The organism is Micromonospora musae, from assembly GCF_003626545.1.
Lineage (GTDB): Bacteria > Actinomycetota > Actinomycetes > Mycobacteriales > Micromonosporaceae > Micromonospora > Micromonospora musae.
The window spans coordinates 153,881-170,911 of the sequence record NZ_RAZS01000003.1; the positions used below are offsets into that span (position 1 = coordinate 153,881).

At 70.1% G+C, this 17,031-nt stretch carries 11 protein-coding genes; 6 read left to right on the forward strand and 5 right to left on the reverse strand.

Going from position 1 to position 17,031, the window contains the following annotated elements; genetic code table 11:
• Positions 1-124: 124 nt before the first annotated feature.
• The 3 genes from D7147_RS08940 to D7147_RS08950 form a co-directional block, all read right to left on the reverse strand.
• A complete protein-coding gene (locus tag D7147_RS08940) occupies positions 125-3,298 on the reverse strand; it encodes a glycoside hydrolase family 97 catalytic domain-containing protein (protein WP_158609318.1) in 3,174 nt (1,057 codons plus the stop codon).
• Positions 3,299-3,745: 447 nt separating this feature from the next.
• Positions 3,746-5,239, reverse strand: coding sequence for a glycoside hydrolase family 43 protein (locus D7147_RS08945; RefSeq protein ID WP_233563042.1), 1,494 nt, complete (start codon positions 5,237-5,239; stop codon positions 3,746-3,748).
• 121 nt (positions 5,240-5,360) lie between these two features.
• The gene (locus tag D7147_RS08950; RefSeq protein WP_233563043.1) at positions 5,361-7,253 is read right to left on the reverse strand and encodes a CocE/NonD family hydrolase; all 1,893 of its coding nucleotides are present in this window, start codon (positions 7,251-7,253) and stop codon (positions 5,361-5,363) included.
• A 634-nt stretch (positions 7,254-7,887) separates the two neighbouring features.
• Here D7147_RS08950 and D7147_RS08955 point away from each other — a divergent pair.
• The 3 genes from D7147_RS08955 to D7147_RS08965 all read left to right on the forward strand — a co-directional run bounded on the left by D7147_RS08955 (position 7,888) and on the right by D7147_RS08965 (position 10,230).
• Positions 7,888-8,184, forward strand: coding sequence for a DUF1540 domain-containing protein (locus tag D7147_RS08955; protein ID WP_120676684.1), 297 nt, complete (start codon positions 7,888-7,890; stop codon positions 8,182-8,184).
• 146 nt (positions 8,185-8,330) lie between these two features.
• A complete protein-coding gene (locus D7147_RS08960; protein ID WP_120675636.1) occupies positions 8,331-9,233 on the forward strand; it encodes a DUF2470 domain-containing protein in 903 nt (300 codons plus the stop codon).
• Between the two features lie 202 nt (positions 9,234-9,435).
• Positions 9,436-10,230 (forward strand): maleylpyruvate isomerase N-terminal domain-containing protein, encoded by a 795-nt coding sequence (locus tag D7147_RS08965; protein ID WP_120675638.1) that lies wholly within the window; start codon positions 9,436-9,438, stop codon positions 10,228-10,230.
• 172 nt (positions 10,231-10,402) lie between these two features.
• On the opposite strand, the gene D7147_RS08970 is transcribed toward D7147_RS08965, so the two are convergent.
• On the reverse strand, positions 10,403-11,608 hold the full coding sequence (locus D7147_RS08970; protein WP_120675640.1) for an MFS transporter: 1,206 nt from the start codon (positions 11,606-11,608) through the stop codon (positions 10,403-10,405).
• A 245-nt stretch (positions 11,609-11,853) separates the two neighbouring features.
• On the opposite strand from D7147_RS08970, the gene D7147_RS08975 reads away from it, so the two are divergent.
• A complete protein-coding gene (locus tag D7147_RS08975; protein ID WP_120675642.1) occupies positions 11,854-12,825 on the forward strand; it encodes a helix-turn-helix domain-containing protein in 972 nt (323 codons plus the stop codon).
• 183 nt (positions 12,826-13,008) lie between these two features.
• On the forward strand, positions 13,009-14,571 hold the full coding sequence (locus D7147_RS08980) for an IPT/TIG domain-containing protein (RefSeq protein WP_158609319.1): 1,563 nt from the start codon (positions 13,009-13,011) through the stop codon (positions 14,569-14,571).
• Between the two features lie 110 nt (positions 14,572-14,681).
• Here D7147_RS08980 and D7147_RS08985 read toward each other — a convergent pair whose 3' ends face one another.
• On the reverse strand, positions 14,682-15,116 hold the full coding sequence (locus D7147_RS08985; protein ID WP_120675646.1) for a VOC family protein: 435 nt from the start codon (positions 15,114-15,116) through the stop codon (positions 14,682-14,684).
• A gap of 112 nt (positions 15,117-15,228) precedes the next feature.
• On the opposite strand from D7147_RS08985, the gene D7147_RS08990 reads away from it, so the two are divergent.
• Positions 15,229-16,869: a carboxylesterase/lipase family protein gene (locus D7147_RS08990; protein WP_199734132.1), complete on the forward strand. Its 1,641-nt coding sequence runs from the start codon at positions 15,229-15,231 to the stop codon at positions 16,867-16,869.
• Positions 16,870-17,031: the final 162 nt, after the last annotated feature.

Consider the following 17,031-nt stretch of genomic DNA (forward strand, 5'->3'; position numbering starts at 1 on the left):
TCGCCCACTGTCAGGAACTCCGACGGTCACGACGCCGGCACCCGCCGAGCATGCACTCCACGGCCACGGCGGACGGAAACGACGGGAGGGCCGGCCCCGACGGGCCGGCCCTCCCACCTCCGGCTCAGGCGTGCGTAACGACACCCAGATCCGGCTCGAGGGTGATCGAGTCGACGTTGACGTTGCCGTTGTCGGTGGGCCCGAACACGATGTTCACGGCGTCACCCGCAGCGATCGGGAGCTCGACGGTGTACTCGGACCAGGTGTCCCAGTTCGCGAGCGTCGGCAGCCGCAGCACGACTGACGACGCCCCGCTGCTCAGGGTCATGGTCTGGGTGGCACCCATGGCGTTGGCGTACCGGATTCGGAGCGTGTAGTCGCCGTCCGCCGCCACGGCGGTGTTGAACCGCAGACCACTCTCCTTGGTCTTCAGACACGCCACGAATCCGCTGCCGGTGTAACCGGTGTGATCGGTCCGCAGACACGCCGCGCCGAGCAGCTGAGCGGCCTCCGCCTCGTGGCTGCGGGGACCGGCGGCGATCGCGCCGGTGGAGGCGAGCAGCTCCGCCGCGACGTCGGGGGCGATCTGTCCGGCCGGGGCGGCCGTGACGAGGGCAGCGAGCCGGTCGAGCGCCGTGCGCATCGCCGTGCTGTCGCTCGCGGAAGCCGAACGCGCCGCCGCGGCGATCTCGTCAAGCAGCCGCTGCGACAGCGCCGGGGCGATGGTCCCGTCGTCGGTGGCCAGTCGTACGTCCCCGGCGATGGCGAGCAGCCCGCGAGCGTCGCCGAGCCGCACGGTGAGCAGGTCGTCGATCGCGGCCCGCGCCGGCACGCTCACCTCCGGCACCGGCAGGCGGTAGAGCTCCAGGCGCAGGTCCTGGAGGGCGAGCAGCCGTCCCGTCACATCGCCGTGCCGCAGCTCGGACTCGGCCTGGTTCAGCCGGTGTTGCAGCGTCGTGAGCGCCGACCGCGTCAGCTGCCGGGACTTCTGCAGCTGACGAATCAGCTCCAGCGTCGACCGGGTCTGGACGACCCGGACGGACTTACCGCGCGCGCCGTTCGGCGCACCGACTGCGACCTTGAAGTCGTCGTCCGGGACCTGGCTCGCGGGCAGGGTCAGCTCGACGGCGCCGCTGCCGTTCCCGGCGACCCGCACGGTCCGCGGCTCACCGACGGCACGCCCGTCGAGGAACAGTTGGGCGGGGACGGCCGCCACGGTGCTTCCGGTGTTGGCCAGCGACGCGGTCACGGTCAGCTGCTGCGTCTGCGCGTCCAGCGTGGCGTCCGCCGCGCCGAAGCTCACGCGGGGCGGGTCGTACCGGTCGAGCGTACGGCGGTCCTGCGCGGTCGCCGGTCGGATCCGGACGGCCTGTCCACCGCCGGCGACCAGCGACATGGTGAGCGCGGTCGACGAACGGACGAGCACCTTGCTGATCTCGATCGGCAGCGGGTTCCCGCGCCAGGTCGTCTCGGCCGCATCGGCGTAGATCTCGGCCACGTACTCGCCGTGGGACAGGAACGACAGGGGCATCTTCAGGACCCGGTCGTTCTCGTCGGTGATCGCACCGAGGTACCAGGTGTCGCCGTGACGTCGGGCCGTCGTCGTGTAGTCGCCGATGGCGCTGTCGAGCACCCGGCTCTCGTCCCAGGTGGTGGGCAGGTCCTTCAGGAACGCGAAGCCCGGGTGCGCGGCGTAGTTCTCCGGGGTGTCCGCGAGCATCTGCAGCGGGCTGTAGAAGATCGTGGAGAGCGCCAGCTGGGCGGCCGAGGTGGTCTGGACGCGGGTGCCGAGCTTGCCCGGGTCCCAGGTCACGTTCAGCACGCCCGGGGTGTAGTCGGCGGGGCCGCCCATGAACCGGGTGAACGGAAGGATCGTGGCCTGCGCCGGCGGGTTGCCGCTCGCGCCCTTGTAGTTCTGCTGCTCCATCCCCGCGACGCCCTCGCCGGTCATCATGTTGGGGTAGGTGCGGGCCAGGCCGGTCGGTTTGATCGCCTCGTGGGCGTCGATCGTGATGTGGTGGCGGGCCGCGGCGTCGATGACCCGCTGGTAGTGCCGGACGGCCTCCTGGTCGTAGTGGCTGCGGTTCACCCCGCCGAGCAGGAACTTGGTGGCGTAGCCGGTCTTGATCGCGTGGATCCCGAGCTCCTCGTACCGGGAGAAGATCTCCTCGAGGTGCGCGTCGTAGTAGTCGACGTCGCCCCGCGTCTCGTTGTGCGCGATGAACTGCACACCGTTCTGCGCGGCGTAGTCGAGCACCGCGGGCAGGTCGAAGTCGGGCTGCGGGGTGAGGAAGTCCTGGTTCGCCCAGGCGCCACCGGAGTTCGTGTTCCACCCCTCGGCCAGCACGAACTTCGAACCGGCCCGCTTCGCCAGGTCGATGTACTGCTTCAGGCGAGCGGTGGTGGCCCCGTGATTCGGCCCGTAGTTCCAGGTGGTCTGACGGCGCTGAAGCTCCCACCACACACCGACGTACGTGGCGGGCTTGATCCACGACGTGTCGCCGGCGCAGATCCCGCACGGGTCGTTCAGGTTTTCGATCAGGTGGGACTCGGCCAGGTCCCCGGGCCGCTCACCGATGGTCAGCGTCCGCCACGGGGTGGAGAACTCGCCGCGCAGCTTCGCCTTCGTGCCGTCCGGCAGACTGATCAGGTCGCTGGAGAACCGGCCCGGCTGACCCGGCACTGCCTTCAGCGTCATGCTCGGGTAGTCGGTCAGGTCGGCTTCGTGCACCACCAGGTAGGTGTTGCCGGTCGCCACCGTGATGGGCGTCTGCGCGGTCGGTACGGCCGACAGCGGCTGGTCGCGGTAGTGCTGCTCGTCGGCGTTCCAGTCCTTGCCGGCGGCGATGGACCAGCTCCTGGCGGTGGGCTCCAGACCGAACTCGGTCCGCTCGGCGGTCACGGTGTAGGCGTCCAGCCCCGCCTGGGCCGGGATGTGGTAGCGGAACCCGACGCCGTCGTCGAAGACGCGTACGACGACGTCCAGCCGGAATCCCGTGTCGGCCTGCACGGCGTGGACCGTGAGCTCACGCGCGTGGTTGCGGACCTTGGCGTCCGTGCCCCAGAGCGGCTTCCACGTCTCGTCGATCGTGCGGCGTTCGACGGACTCGATGCTCATCGCCTGGGTCAGGCTGGGCCGTCCCGCCAGGTCGATGCCGAGCCCGGAAGCGCCGACGACCACCTTCCCGTGGTTCGTGACGCTGTAGGTGAGCCGGCCGTCCTCGGCGCTGATCGCGACGCCCAGCGAACCGTCGGGGGACTTCACCACCTGCCCGGCCCGCTCGGAGACCGCGGTCATGGCCGCGGGTGCGGCGGGAGCCACCGGCTCGGCCGCGCGCGCGGGCGCCGCGAGGAGCCCGGCGGAGAGTACGAGGGCTGTCGTCGTCGCCAGTCCGATTCTCAGCGTCGGCCTTCGGCCACCACTGTTCATTTGTCTGTCCCATCCTTGCCCGAAGCGGCCGTAACCCGGCCGAAATACTTCACGGACCCTAGGGACGCCGCGCGACAATGGTCAACAGCCAGATTCCCTGCGAATTAGGGCACTTTGCGCCGCAATTATGAAAGAAGCATTCTGTTACTCGGGTCACGGGCGAGCGGTATGAACGCGGCGGGGCGCAGGGTCCTCGACAGACGGTGACAATGGTCGGCCCATGAGCCGCCGGTCCCCAGTACTGCCGGGGGCGCTCCGTCGTGGACCGGTGAATCGCACCCGACCACCGCGAACTGGGAACCGGCGGCCCGGCGCCTACTGGTTTGTGACAGCGACGTTGTCGAAGGCGGCGGCCGCGTTGTAGACGCGGACTCCCGACTTGCCGGACGGGTGGGTGGCGTCGGTGACCGAGATCCTCGGTGTGGTCAGGTCACCGACGTACACCTTGATCGACGAACCGACGGCCACCACCCGCAGGTGGTAACTCTGGCCGGCGACGACCGGCAGCGGCGCCGAGCCGAGCAGCGTCCAGTTGTTGTCGGCCCGGCCGAGGATCACCCGCCCAGCCGGGGTGATGCCGGCGTAGTAGCCGCGGTAGGCGTCGGTCCCGGTTCCCGCGTTGGAGGCCCGGAACACCAGCCCGGCGTCGCCGATGCCCGAGGTGACCCGGACGTCGACGTCGTAGGTCGCGTTCACGTGGTTGTCGTCGAGCAGTGACTTGCCGCCGTAGGAGGCGCTCGTCCGGTACTGGCCGCCGCTGACCGACCAGGCCCCGCCGTACGTCTTCCAGCCGAGTGCGTTGCCGTCGGCGAAGTTGTCCTTCACGAGCATCTTCACCGGCTGGATCGTGCCGTCGGGGTTGAAGTTCATCCGGTCGTACGCGACCTGCCGCGCGTTGCCGCCGGTCTCCGAGAGCGGCCGGCGGTGGTAGAAGATGTACCAGGTGTCGGTGCCCGGAATGTTCAGCACCGAATTGTGCCCGGCGCCGCGCGCCACCGCGGAATCCTGCGCCAGCACCCGGTCGAGGCGGGTGAAGGGGCCGATGGGGGAGTCGGCCATCGCGTACGCCACCGAGTAGTTGGGCCCCGTCCAGCCGCCCTCCGACCACATCAGGTAGTACTTGCCGTTCCGCTTGAACATCTGCGAACCCTCGACGTACCCGCTCGGAGTGATCTCCTTGTACGTGGTGCCGTCGTCGAACGTGCCGAGGCTCGTCATGTCGGCGTTCAGCTTGGCGACGTTGGCGTGCCGCCAGCCGCCGTAGTAGATGTACGCCTGCCCGTCGTCGTCGATGAAGACGTCCTGGTCGATCGGCTGGGCGCCGTTGACGAACTGCGCGATCAGCGGGCGCCCGATCGCGTCGCTGTACGGCCCCTCGGGCCGGTCGGCCACCGCCACCCCGATTCCACCGAGCTCGCTGTTGCTCTGGATGTCGTTGGCGGCGAAGTACAGGTAGTACTTGCCGTTGCGGGCGATCGGGGCGGGCGCCCAGACCGCGTACCGCGCCCAGCTCACGTTCGCGGTGGTGAGGACGTTCGGGTGCTTGGTCCAGTTGACCAGGTCGGTCGAGGAGAAGGCGTCGAGGTAGGTCTGTTCCGCGTACGGGCGGGACGCGGTCGGGAAGACGTAGAAGCGGTTGTTGTAGATCGCCACGTCGGGATCGGCGTACCACCCGGCCACGATCGGGTTGCCCGCCTCGGCGGTGGTGTACTCCGGCGGCGCGGCCGAGGCGGGAGCGGCCGCCACGGTGGCGGCGAGCACCCCCGCGACGGCGACGACCTTGCTGAGAACAGATCTAAGCATCGACATTTCACAATGCTTTCCGGTGGTGTTCGATGCCGTCAAGGTCTGCCCCGCACGACGCGAGGGGCACCCTCTCGCGAGGGTGCCCCTCCGGTTGCGTCACTGGTTGTCGCGGGCCGGCGAATCGTCAGCGGTGCGGGATCCCGGCGCGGCGGGCGGCCTGCTGACCGCCGAGGACCGGCAGGGAGAGGTGACTGACCTTGGTGTTGACGGTGATCGCCGGTAGCGAGGAGAGCGTCTGGGCCGAGTAGCTGCGGTAGCTGCCGACGATGATGACGCCGATCCGGTTGCCGGCGGAGAAGACGTAATCCTCCGGCAGCATCGGAATACTGATCTCGTACATCTTGCCGGGCGTCATGGGCTTGGGCGACGAGACCGAGTCCCGGTTCTGCCCGTCGCGGATGCCCTTGGTCACCCGCCACTGCGTGACGTCGGCCGGCCGGTACGCGATCGGCCGGTAGCAGCCGTCGTCGGTCGGGCTCGACTCGCCGTAGCACTCCTCGGGCAGCGTGGTCTGGACGACACCGTCACCGGATCGGCTGTTCTGGCGGCTCGGCCCGTACTCGACGAGCATCGCGCCGAAGTAGCCCTGATCGAGGCTCGACGACGCGGTGAGGTTGATGACCGGGGTGCCGGAGATGCGCAGGTCCTTCGCCAGCGGCGGCGACAGGAACGCCAGGCGGTTCCCGTTCGCCTGCTCCGGGTTGTTCATCATCGTGGCTTCGGTCTGGCTCGGGTTGTCGACGAACGAACGGGTCGTCGGGGCGCCCTTGGCCGGAGTGAGCGCGAGGTTCCCGGCGCTGTCGGCCGTCCCGGGGCGCATGAAGATGTTCACGTTGCCCGTGCCGGGGATCGGCCAGTCCGCGTGCTGCTCCCAGACGCCGGCGGACGGCTCCACGTCGACCTTCGGCTCGCGCGTGATCCCGTTGTTGACGCCCTGGAGCCAGTAGTCGAACCAGCGGTGCAGCGTGTCGACCCACACCTCCCGGCGGAACTCGAACGGGTCGATGTGCCCGACCCGGCCGGTCCACAGCTTGCGCGGCACGTCGTACTTCTTCAGCGCCTGCCAGAACTTGCTGAAGTGGTCGGCTCGGACGTTGTCGTCCTGGATGCCGTGCACGAGGAAGACGCTGGCCTTGATCTTCGCGGCGTCGTCCAGGTAGTTGCGCTCGGTCCAGAACGGCGTGTAGTCGCCGTGCTCGTCGCCGTCGCCGGCCGCGATCTCGTCCCAGACCGGGGCGCACCTGGCCTGGCGGGCCGGATCGTCATCCGTGATGGTCCGGGCGAGTGACCCGAGATAGTTGTTGCCGCGCGTGACGATGCCGTTGCCGCGGGTGTAGTCGTAGTAGTTGTACGGCCCGGCGATGGGAACGACTGTGGAGAGGCCCTTCACGCCGGAGACCGCCGCGGCCATCGCCAGGGATCCGTCGTACGACTTCCCGATCATCCCCGACTTGCCGTTGTGCCAGTCGACCACCACCGGATCGCCGTCGGCGTCGTGCGCGCTCCGCCGGCCGTTGAGCCAGTCGACCACGGCCGGCCCGGTGGCGTTCTCGTTGGCGCCCTGGATCGTCGGGCAGCCGGTGGAGCCGGCCGTGCCGGCCATGTCGACGAGCGCGACCGCGTAGCCGCGGGGCACGAAGTAGTTGTCGTAGAAGAGCGGCCACCGGTCGAGGAGGCCGTCACCGTCGACGTCCTCCTTGAGTTCCGACTCGTTGCCGCGTCCCAGCGTCGCGTAGTACGGACTGTTGTCGATGATGACGGGCGCCTTCAGGCCGTCCTCGGTGGCGGCCGGCCGGATGAGGTCGACACGGATGACGTCCTTGACGCCGTCGCGGTCGCTGTCGAAGTCACTGTCGACCCAGACCCGTTCGCGGATCGCATCGGCGTAGCCGAACACCGGCTGGGTGACCCCACCCGCCACGGTGACCCTCGGCGTCTTCACCGGCTCGGCGGCGATCGCCGGCGCCGACACGGCAAGCATCGTCATCACCGCGCCGACCGAAATGATCGTCCTCACGGCTTCCCTCCTCCTCCGGCCTGCGGGCACGCGCTTCTGACGCGCCGGCGCGACCATCACCGCACGCTACGAAAAGGGCGATTGATCGTCTTCCGGCAGATGCACGAAGTCCGTGGCGCGCCGCATAGGCATCTGCCGAGGCGCGGGCGCGGTCGTCGTCGAGCGACCGCAGCCGGACGACCGGTGCGGCCGAGCGGTGGCCGGCGGCGGGGGAGCAGAGTCCGCTGCGCAGGGGGACTGGTTGATCGTCCGCCGCTGCGGAGTGTCGTCGTCACGCCTGCGCCGCGTGCTCCGGGTGGCCGGTTGTCGCCCCGGTCGGCAACAGATGCCGGGCTCCGCGTTTCTCGCCGCGTTGACAAGATCGGGGCTATTGGTACGCCTATTGCCCCCCCGGTAAAGCAAGACTCGCCTAATTAAGGTAAGGCTTGCTTTCTCGGATAACGACACTCCATCAAATTGGCGGAGGGCGGCTGCGGCAACGGTCCGCTGCTAGGGTGGCGCTATTCGAAATGGGATGGAGGATGCTTGCCGGCGGCGGTTTGGTTCTCCCGCTCAGTGGCAATTACAAGCTGGCATGCGAGTCGCCTGACCGGCGCGCTCATCTCCCGTGGACCTCGAGAGCGTGGAGGGCACCATGAAGACCCTGCTGCAATCGCCCCCGGTGCGTGAATGCGCCGCTACGGCATGCAGTTTCAATGACAACGGCTGTCACGCTCCGGCGATCACCGTCGCCTCGACGGGTGACGCCGCGTCCTGCGCGACGTTCGTGGAGTCGTCGGTGAGCGGCGGGATCGCGGAGGTGACCGGAGCTGTCGGCGCGTGCGCGCGTTCCGAGTGTGTCTACAACACCAACCTCGCCTGCACGGCCGAGTCCATCACCGTCGGTCCCGGCGCTACCGCCAGCGACTGCCTCACGTACCAGCCCGGCTGATCGCCGCACGACGCTGATCATCCCGACGTGACAGCGCCCTGACGAAGACAGCAGGGGCCGGAGTCACGTTGTCATAGGTAAGCCTTACCTACTAAAGTCATGCCCTGGGCCGAGTTGACCTGCACTATCTGGCCGAGGGGACTGACATGGCGCTCCATCCAGCCGGGCGGCCGGCGGAGCTGGCGCACGCCGCTGGCGTCGACGCGACAGCGGAGGTGCCAGCGGCGGGAGCGCCCGAAGCCTCACCCGACCCGAACGCCGTGACAGCACGCTCAGCCCTGTCCACCAGTTCGTCGCTCCGGCTGGGACTCGGTGACAGCACCGTCGACCTCATCGACTCCCACGTCGTCCTGCCCGACGGTCAAGTGGTCCTCGCGATCGACGCGATGACCCGCACCGGTGGCCTTCTGGTCGCCGCGCGTGGCCGTCCAGGGGCGGTACGGCTCGACGTCACGCAACTCGTCCCCGTCGCCGTCCGGTCCCGCGTCCGAGCCAAGGTGTCGATGCGGGGCATCGTCCGCCGGTTCGACCCCGCGAGTCTGGACTCGTGCGACGGTGACACCCTCCTGTCCCTGCTCGACCTGCCCCCCGTCGCGCTGTGGGCGGTGGAACCGGCCGACGTCCGCGTCACCCGCGACGACAGCGAAGCCACGACGAGTATCACCGCCTACCGTGCCGCGCGTCCGGACCCGCTCGCCGCCACCGAAGCCGTACACCTGCAACACCTCAGCCGGCACCACCGCGATGTCCTCGACCGGCTCGCGACACTCGTCGACCCGGCGTTGACCGCCGCGTCGACGCGGGTCGTGCCGGTCGCTGTCGACACCGCCGGCGTGGTGCTCCGTGCGGAGGCCCTCGGCGGGTATGTCGACGTCCGGCTGGCGTTCGCCCGGCCGATCACCGGCAGCGCCGGCCTTCCCGAGGGGCTGCGGACGCTGCTCGCCGAGGCGGCGGGGCGCCGGCCTTCCCGCGCCACGGTTGACGTGGGACGCCCTCCGGCGGCCCCCTGCGATCTGCCCGCGACTGCCTGCGGCCTACCCATCGTGTGATACGGGCCGACCGGGCCGTGCAGCGACCGAAGGACCGGGGCCACATCGGTAGCCGGCCGATCCGCACATGCAGTGAGCCTTTTTCATCGTGACGGTGCAGGTCGCGGCAGGTGGAACGCTGGCGCGCCAGTGCCGCGGCGCCCGCCGTGTCGGCGGCGAAAATCGCTGTCCGGTTGTCGGAGCGCAGTGCTAGAAAGCCGGGGTGCACGAGTTCCTCACGTTCGCTGATCATCTGCGGCTGATCGGCGAACGGTCGACCGCCTTCCGCGCCGCGGTCGCGGCGGCGCCCAGCCTCGACATGCAGGTTCCGACCCATCCCGAGCGGACGCTGTTCGATCTCGTGCAACACGTGGGCATGGGCCGGCGCAAATCAGCCGCCATCGTCGCCGCAGGGCCTGCAGACGCGCCCCCGGAGAAGTCAGCTTGGGAGGACGGCATGGGCGCGCCTCGGGAACGCGAGGCTCTGCTGGCCTGGTGGACCGAGTCCGTCGAGCGACTGACGAGCGCGCTGCGTGAGGCTGGCCCGGACCGCGGTTGTTGGACGTGGTGGGGTGACTCGCAGTCACCCCAAACCTCTGGTGCCTGGGCGCGGCGACAGGTCCCCGAGATCGCGGTGCACACCTACGATGTCCAGCTCACTGTGGGAAACCCGGAGCCGCTGCCGGACGAGGTCGCCCTCGACGGGTTCGACGACTGCCAGTTCACCCTCTGCTCGACGGATGTCGCCTGGCCGCACGAACCCGCCGTCGTCGATTACCACGCCACTGAGGGCCGCTCCTGGCGCCTTCGGCTGTCCCGCAACGGGGCACGGGTCGCCCGCCTCGGCGAGCCCGCTGTCGGCGAGGCCCCGGACCCGGCCGACGCCTCCGCCCGGGGCACGGCCAGTGACCTGGTCCTGTTCTTTTACGGCCGTATACCGCCGGATTCTCTGAAGCTGGAGCTGGGCGGCGATCGTCGCATCTTCGACCAGCTCATCGCCTGGGACCCGTCCGTGTAACAACGATCCCTATTATCCCTGCGGAGGCCGGGTTTCCGACGTTTGAACGGTGTGCGGATGCGTCCGGTTCACGCGCCGGCGCCCGTGAAGAATCAATGGCACTGTTCGGGAATCTTTTTTGTTGAAATTGGGCTCTCCGTTGATGGGTTTTCTCGTTGCGGAGTTTTCGTCGTCAGGAATTCCGAGGGAAAGCGTGTTTCCGGCCACCGATGACGGTCGCCGCGGCGGCTATCAGGAGGGCCAGCGCCGCCCAGGTGATCGACGCGGTGCCCAGGCCCGATATCAGGAGACCACCGGTGAGTCCGCCGACCGCGATGGAGGCGGAGAAGACCGTGATGGTGACGGACTGGGCGACGTCGGCGGCGTCGCCTGTGGCGTTGATCGCCGCGCCGATGAAGAGGCTCGGGGAGCTGCCGAACGCGAAGCCCCACGCCGCGACGGCGACGTAGACCAGCACCGGCGCGTTGGTGAAGAGGGCCAGCACGAGCACGCTGGCCGCGAAGACCGCGGTGCTGCCCACCGCGAGCTTGCGCAGGTGACGGTCGATGTGCGTGCCGACCACGAGAACGCTGAGCACGGAGGTGACCCCGAACGCGAACAGCACCCACCCCGTCTGCCCGGCCATGCCCGCGTGGGAGAGGAAGTCGGTGATGTACGTGTAGAGGATGTTGTGCGCGACCATGTACGCGGCCAGCGCGAACAGGATGGTACGCAGCCCGGGGATGACCAGGGCCTGCGAGATCGTGAAACGTGCCTCGGCCGGCCGGCCGGGCAGGTTCGGAAGGGTCGCCATGGCCCAGGCCATGGTCGCGATGGTCGCGACGGCCGAGGCGTGGAAGGCGAGCTGCCATCCGCCGAGACCGCTGAGCCAGGTCCCCACCGGGATACCGAGAGCAAGACCGATCGGGGTTCCGGCCAGGGCGATGGCGATGGCACGTCCCTGTCGCCCCGCTGGTGCGAGACGGGCGGCGTAGCCACCGAGGAGCGGCCAGATCAGTCCGGTCCCCAGACCGGCGACGAAGCGGATGACCAGTGTCAGCAGGTAGTCGTCGGAGAGCGCGGTGAGCGTGTTGGTGACGGCGACCACACCCAGGGCGAGTTGCAGGACGTGCTTGCGTGGCATTTTGTTCGTCGCCCGCGCAAGGGGGATGGCGCCGAGCGCGGTGGCGAGCGCGTAGAGCGTGACGGTCTGACCGGTCAGCGAGACGCTGGTGTCAAGCGTGCGGCTCATCTCCGGCAGCAGCCCAGCCGGGAGGCATTCGGTGAGGATGCTGACGAAGCCGGCCAGGAAGAGGCCGAGCAGGGCCTTGCCGGGGAGGCGGTGCCGTCGGGCGACGGCTGGGGTCGGCGTTACGGATTCGGTGCTGGTGCGGCTCATGTGACGTTTTCCAGGCGGTACGTGGCCCGTCACGGCACGGAGCGCCCTGGCATGAGCCGGGACGGACCGCTGCAGCCGTGACCTGAAGGGCCGGGGCGGGCCACGGCTCGCGAGCCGTGACTCAGGGACCCGTCGAGCCTGCTTCCGACGCGCCGGGTCAACCAGACACTCGCTTCGTCCACGTCTCGGATGGCTACCACCGGCAGGGACAGGCTGGGTCGCCGAATCCGAGCAACACTTGAGAAATGGCAGTTCACCGCGCCGCCGGCAGCGGCCTCCAGGCCGTCCCGCAATCGGATCCGGAGCGGCCCCTCGACCCGCGCGCGGAGCTGAGCGAGTTCCTCCGTACGCGCCGGGCCCGCCTCAAGCCGGCCGACGTGGGGCTCGTCGACCACAGCCGGCGGCGGCGCACACCGGGCCTGCGGCGGGAGGAGCTGGCGCAACTCGCCGGGGTCTCCGCGGCGTACTACACCCGACTCGAACAGGGCAACGCCCGCAACGCCTCACGAGAGGTGCTCGACGCGATCTCCCGCGTGCTCCAGCTCTCCGACGCCGAGCACACCCACCTGCTGCGCCTGGCGCGACCCAAGCGGGCCCGGCGGCAACCCGAACCTCCCCGCCAGCAGGTGCGGCCCGAGGTGCGAGAGCTGCTCACCGCGATGGAAGGCGTGCCGGCCTACGTGTGGGGCCGCCGCACCGACGTGCTGGCGTGGAACCAGACCGCGGCCGCCCTCTTCGGAGACTGGGCTGCCCGCGCCCCGCAGGAGCGGAACTGGGCCCGGTTCACCTTCCTCGACCCCGCATCCCGAAAGCTGTTCACGGACTGGGAGTCCAAGGCGTACGACGTGGTGGGACAACTGCGGCTGGGGGCCGGCCTGCACCTGGACGACGGACTGCTCGCCTCGCTGATCGGTGAGCTCTCCCTCAAGAGCGACGATTTCCGCAGGTTGTGGGCCGCCCACGACGTCAAGAAGAAGACGTACGGCACGATGCGCCTGTCGCACCCGCTGGTGGGCGACTCGACGCTGCGCTACGAAACCCTCGCGCTCCCCGGTGATCCGGAGCAGTCGCTCACGACCTACCACGCCGAGCCCGGCTCACAGTCGCAGGAGGCGCTGCGACTGCTGGCCAGTTGGGGAGCGGACGCCTCGCAGGAACGACCGACCGGCTTCGCCGAACTGCCGGCCCCGGAACGCGGCGCGCAGCGTCAGCACTGACGGCACCACGCAGGACGCAGGCACGCAAAGTAGCTGATCGTATGCGCTGAGTAGCGGAAGCCGTTGCGCGTCGCCCCCTGTCTCGTTTCGCCCTTCGGGTGGCGTGGATCCAGCTCCACGGCCCGACTGAGGCAAACGGGGGATGCGATGGGATCTGTCCGGCGAAGACTGTCGGTGACGTCGGTGGGACTACTGGTGGCCGGTGCCGCCGGTCTGGGGTTGGCACCGCCGGCGTTCGCCGCCCCGGGCGACGCCGCCGCCCGAGGAGTCGTCCTCGACCTGGTCGGAGGCCCCGGCGACGAGTCGGTAGAGGCCCAGGGCACCTTCGGAAGCGTGACCGCCCCGCCCGGCGGCGGTACGAACAACGAGACGTCGGTGGACGTCACCGTCTCCGATCCGGTGAACGTGGTCGCCGCCGGCACGGTCGCGGAGGTCACCGCCACCCGTGGGCAGATCACCTCGTCGGCGTCGTCCCAGCTCGCCGACTTCACGCTCAGCGTCCTCGGCGTCGAGGTGCTGGACGTCTCCGAGCTGGGGGTGACAACCCAGTGCCGCGCCGGAAACACCAGCGCCGGAGCCACCGGCGACGACATCACGGTCTTCGGTCAGCCGATCACCATCACTGACACGGCCCAGGAGTTCAGCGCGAACGTCACCGTCACCGGCCTCACCGGCGCCACCCTGCACGCCGTCGTCGACCGACAGCTCACCGGCACACCGAACAACGTGATCGGAATCAACGTGCGCGCGGTGCTCTCCGTCGCCGGCTTCGACGGCGTCGAACCGGTGCGGTTCTCGCTCGGGCAGGTGATCCTCGCGGAGGCCTCGTGCCAGAGCCCGTCCGCGGTGCCGCCGACGGTGTCGTCCATCTCGCCGACCTCCGGCCCGCAATCGGGTGGTCAGCAGGTGACGATCACCGGCACCGGCTTCGCGCCGAACAGCACGGTGACCTTCGACGGCGTGGCGGCCACCAACGTGGTCGTGACAACCGACGGAACGTCGTTGACGGCCGTGACACCGCTGGGGGCAGCGGGCCCGGCCGCGGTGGTGGTCACCACGGCCGGCGGCTCCGCGCCCCCGTTGCCGTACACCTATCTGGCCGACGGCAGCGGCGCCGAGGTGACCGGATTGGCGCCGGGGGAGGGGCCGACCGCCGGCGGCACGACCGTGACGATCACGGGTTCCGGGTTCACCGGGGCGACCGGGGTGAACTTCGCCGGAGTGGCCGGCGCCGGCTTCACCGTCAACCCGGCCGGCACCACGATCACGGTGGTGACCCCGCCGAACCCGGCGGGACCGGCGACCGTCGCGCTGGTCTTCCCGGCCGGCACCGCGAACGCCGGCACCTTCGCCTACCGCCCGGTCGCGGTCGCGCCGACGATCGAGTCGCTCTCCCCGAACCAGGGTGGCACCGCGGGCGGCACCGTCGTGACCGTCCGGGGCAGCGGGTTCGTTCCGGGAGGGACCACCGTCGGCCTCTGCGGACGGACGATCGCCGCGGCTGAGGTCACCGTCGCGACGGACGGCCGGTCGTTGACCTTCCGTACGCCGCCGTGCGCGGCGGGCGACGCCGCGGTCCGGGTCACGACGCCGGGTGGTAGGTCGAACGAGGCTGCGTTCCACTACCGGGCGAACCTGCCGGTCACCGGCGCCTCGCTCGGCCTGCCCATCGCGGGCGGCCTCACGATGTTGCTCACCGGTGCGGCGCTGCTGCTGGCCGCCCGCAACCGCAGGAAGCCTGTCTGACCGGCCTGATCCGGCCGCGCCCCGATGCCCGAGGCGCGGCCCCGCGCCGCCCGGCCGGTGAGGAGACCCTCGCTGGCCGGGCGGCGCGGAGGCGCCGCCTCAGCGGTCATTCAGTCCAGGCAGAACTCGTTGCCCTCGACGTCCTGCATGACGAGGCACGACTCGTTCTCCTCGTCGGCGGGCAGTAGCTCCAGGCGGGTCGCGCCGAGCGCGACCAGTCGCGCGCCTTCGGCCTCGAGTACGGCCACGCGCTCTTCTCCGACGAGCCCGGTGCCGGCGCGCACGTCGAGATGCACCCGGTTCTTGACGACCTTGCCTTCCGGAACGCGCTGGAAGAACAGCCGCGGGCCCACCCCCGACGGATCGGCGCAGGCGAACGCCGCATCCTGCTGCTCTGGCGGCAGCGAGCCGTTGTAATCGGCCCAGCTGGCGAAGCCCTCCGGGGGTGGCGGAACGACGTACCCCAACACCTCGCACCAGAAGCGGGCGACGCGCTCAGGTTCCGCGCAGTCGAAGGTGATCTGAACCTGCCTCACCGTTGCCATCGGTCAACCATAAGGGTGCGGCAGCACACGTTCCGACCCGGGACATTTGTCACCGCGCACCCGGTACCGGCGAATCTGCCGGCGCCGTCCGCGCGTCCATAGCGTGACGGGTATGCGTGACCTCCTCGTACGCCTCATTCGACAGAGCCGACAGCGGCCGCGGCACAAGGACTCCCAACCCGGAACCGTGATGCGGATCCTCAGGTGCGGCGCCCTGGTGCTGACCGTGCTGCTCACGGTGCAGACGGCCCCGGCGGCGGCCGCCCCGGCGACGACCGGGCCGGTGGTACGGACCGACCGCGGGCTGATCCGCGGGGTGACCGGCGACGGCTACCGGACCTTTCACGCGGTGCCGTACGCGGCGCCGCCGACCGGTGACCGTCGCTGGCGTGCTCCGCAACCGGTGACCGCCTGGTCCGGGATTCGCGACGGGCGCGAACCGCACGAGAAGTGCGCGCAGAACCCGATCTTCGGGTCGCCGGTCGGGGTCGAGGACTGCCTCTACCTGAGCGTCACCAAGCCCACCACGCCCGGCCCACACCCGGTGCTGGTGTTCGTACACGGCGGTAGCTTCCAGAACGGCTCGGGCGCCGACTACGACCCGACCCGACTCGTCACCCAGGGCGACCTGGTCGTGGTGACGATCAACTACCGGCTCGGGGTGTTCGGCTACCTGGGGCTGCCCGCGCTGGCGGGGTCCGGCACCTTCGGTCTTCAGGACCAGCAGGCAGCGCTGCGTTGGGTGCGGCGTAACGCGGCCGCGTTCGGCGGTGATCCCCGGAACGTGACCCTCGCCGGCCAGTCGGCGGGCGCGGAGAGCGTCTGCGCACAGCTCACCTCGCCGTCCGCCCGCGGCCTCTTCGACAAGGCGATCATGCAGTCCGGATCGTGCCTGACCGACTGGCCGGACGCACTCTTCCTGCCGGGCATCGAGGCCGGATCGCAGTTCAGCCCCCGCGCGAAGGTCGAGCAGACCGGCTCGGCTCTCGCCGCCACGCTCGGCTGCCCTGCCGGAGAGGCGCTCGCCTGCCTGCGCGCCGAGGATCCGGTGGTGCTGCTCAACGCGACGACCGGAACCGGCGTCGAGGCGTTCATCACCCCGGCGTACGGGACGGCGCTGCTACCGGTCTCGCCGGCGGCGGCGTTGCGGGCCGGGACGGCGCAGCGGGTTCCGGTGCTGGCCGGCAACAACCATGACGAGCACCGAGGAATCCTCGGCGTCCTCGAGATCACCCGAGGCGCCTACACCGCCGCCGACTACGAGGCGATGCTCGGGGCGGCGTTCGGCGGTCAGGCGCAACAGGTGGCCGCGCACTACCCGCTCGGAGCGTACGAGACGCCGGGCCTGGCGTGGGCGGCGGTTGCCACCGACCGGATCTGGGCCTGCCCGACCCTCACCACCCAGCGCCTGCTCGCCCGGCACGCGCCGACCTACGGCTACGAGTTCGCCGAGACGCACGGACCGGCGCTGACCGCGGACTACCCGTGGGGCGCCGCGCACGGGTACGAGCTGCCGTACCTTTTCGACGTCGCCGACTTCCTGACGGTCGGCACGGTGCAACCGGAGCTGGCCGCCGACATGATCAGCGCCTGGGCGCGCTTCGCGGCCACCGGGCGGGCGCCCTGGCCGGCCGTACGCCCGAACGCGGCAACGCCGTACCACCGGCTCTTCGCCGCCGATCGCACCGGCAACGTCGATCTGGCGGCCGAGCACCAGTGCTCGTTCTGGGACACCATCGCCGCGGGTGCCTGATCCGCATCAGGTCCGGCGCTGTCTGCGCGGCGCCGGACCTGATCGACGAGGCGCACCGGCCCTCGCCGTCCTGGCGTTGCTGCTGGTCGCCACTGAACTCGGTGTATGGCGACAGGCGCCAGAGAGTTCGACCACGCGCTGCCGACCGACGCGGGTCCAGGC

What these genes read in the sequence shown, in the direction of transcription:
- D7147_RS08940 (WP_158609318.1), bottom strand. Translation starts at nt 3,298, where the DNA reads ATGACCGCGGTCTCCGAGCGGGCCGGGCAGGTGGTGAAGTCCCCCGAC.
- D7147_RS08945 (WP_233563042.1), bottom strand. Translation starts at nt 5,239, where the DNA reads ATGTCGATGCTTAGATCTGTTCTCAGCAAGGTCGTCGCCGTCGCGGGG.
- D7147_RS08955 (WP_120676684.1), top strand. Translation starts at nt 7,888, where the DNA reads ATGAAGACCCTGCTGCAATCGCCCCCGGTGCGTGAATGCGCCGCTACG.
- D7147_RS08960 (WP_120675636.1), top strand. Translation starts at nt 8,331, where the DNA reads ATGGCGCTCCATCCAGCCGGGCGGCCGGCGGAGCTGGCGCACGCCGCT.
- D7147_RS08970 (WP_120675640.1), bottom strand. Translation starts at nt 11,608, where the DNA reads ATGAGCCGCACCAGCACCGAATCCGTAACGCCGACCCCAGCCGTCGCC.
- D7147_RS08975 (WP_120675642.1), top strand. Translation starts at nt 11,854, where the DNA reads ATGGCAGTTCACCGCGCCGCCGGCAGCGGCCTCCAGGCCGTCCCGCAA.
- D7147_RS08985 (WP_120675646.1), bottom strand. Translation starts at nt 15,116, where the DNA reads ATGGCAACGGTGAGGCAGGTTCAGATCACCTTCGACTGCGCGGAACCT.
- D7147_RS08990 (WP_199734132.1), top strand. Translation starts at nt 15,229, where the DNA reads ATGCGTGACCTCCTCGTACGCCTCATTCGACAGAGCCGACAGCGGCCG.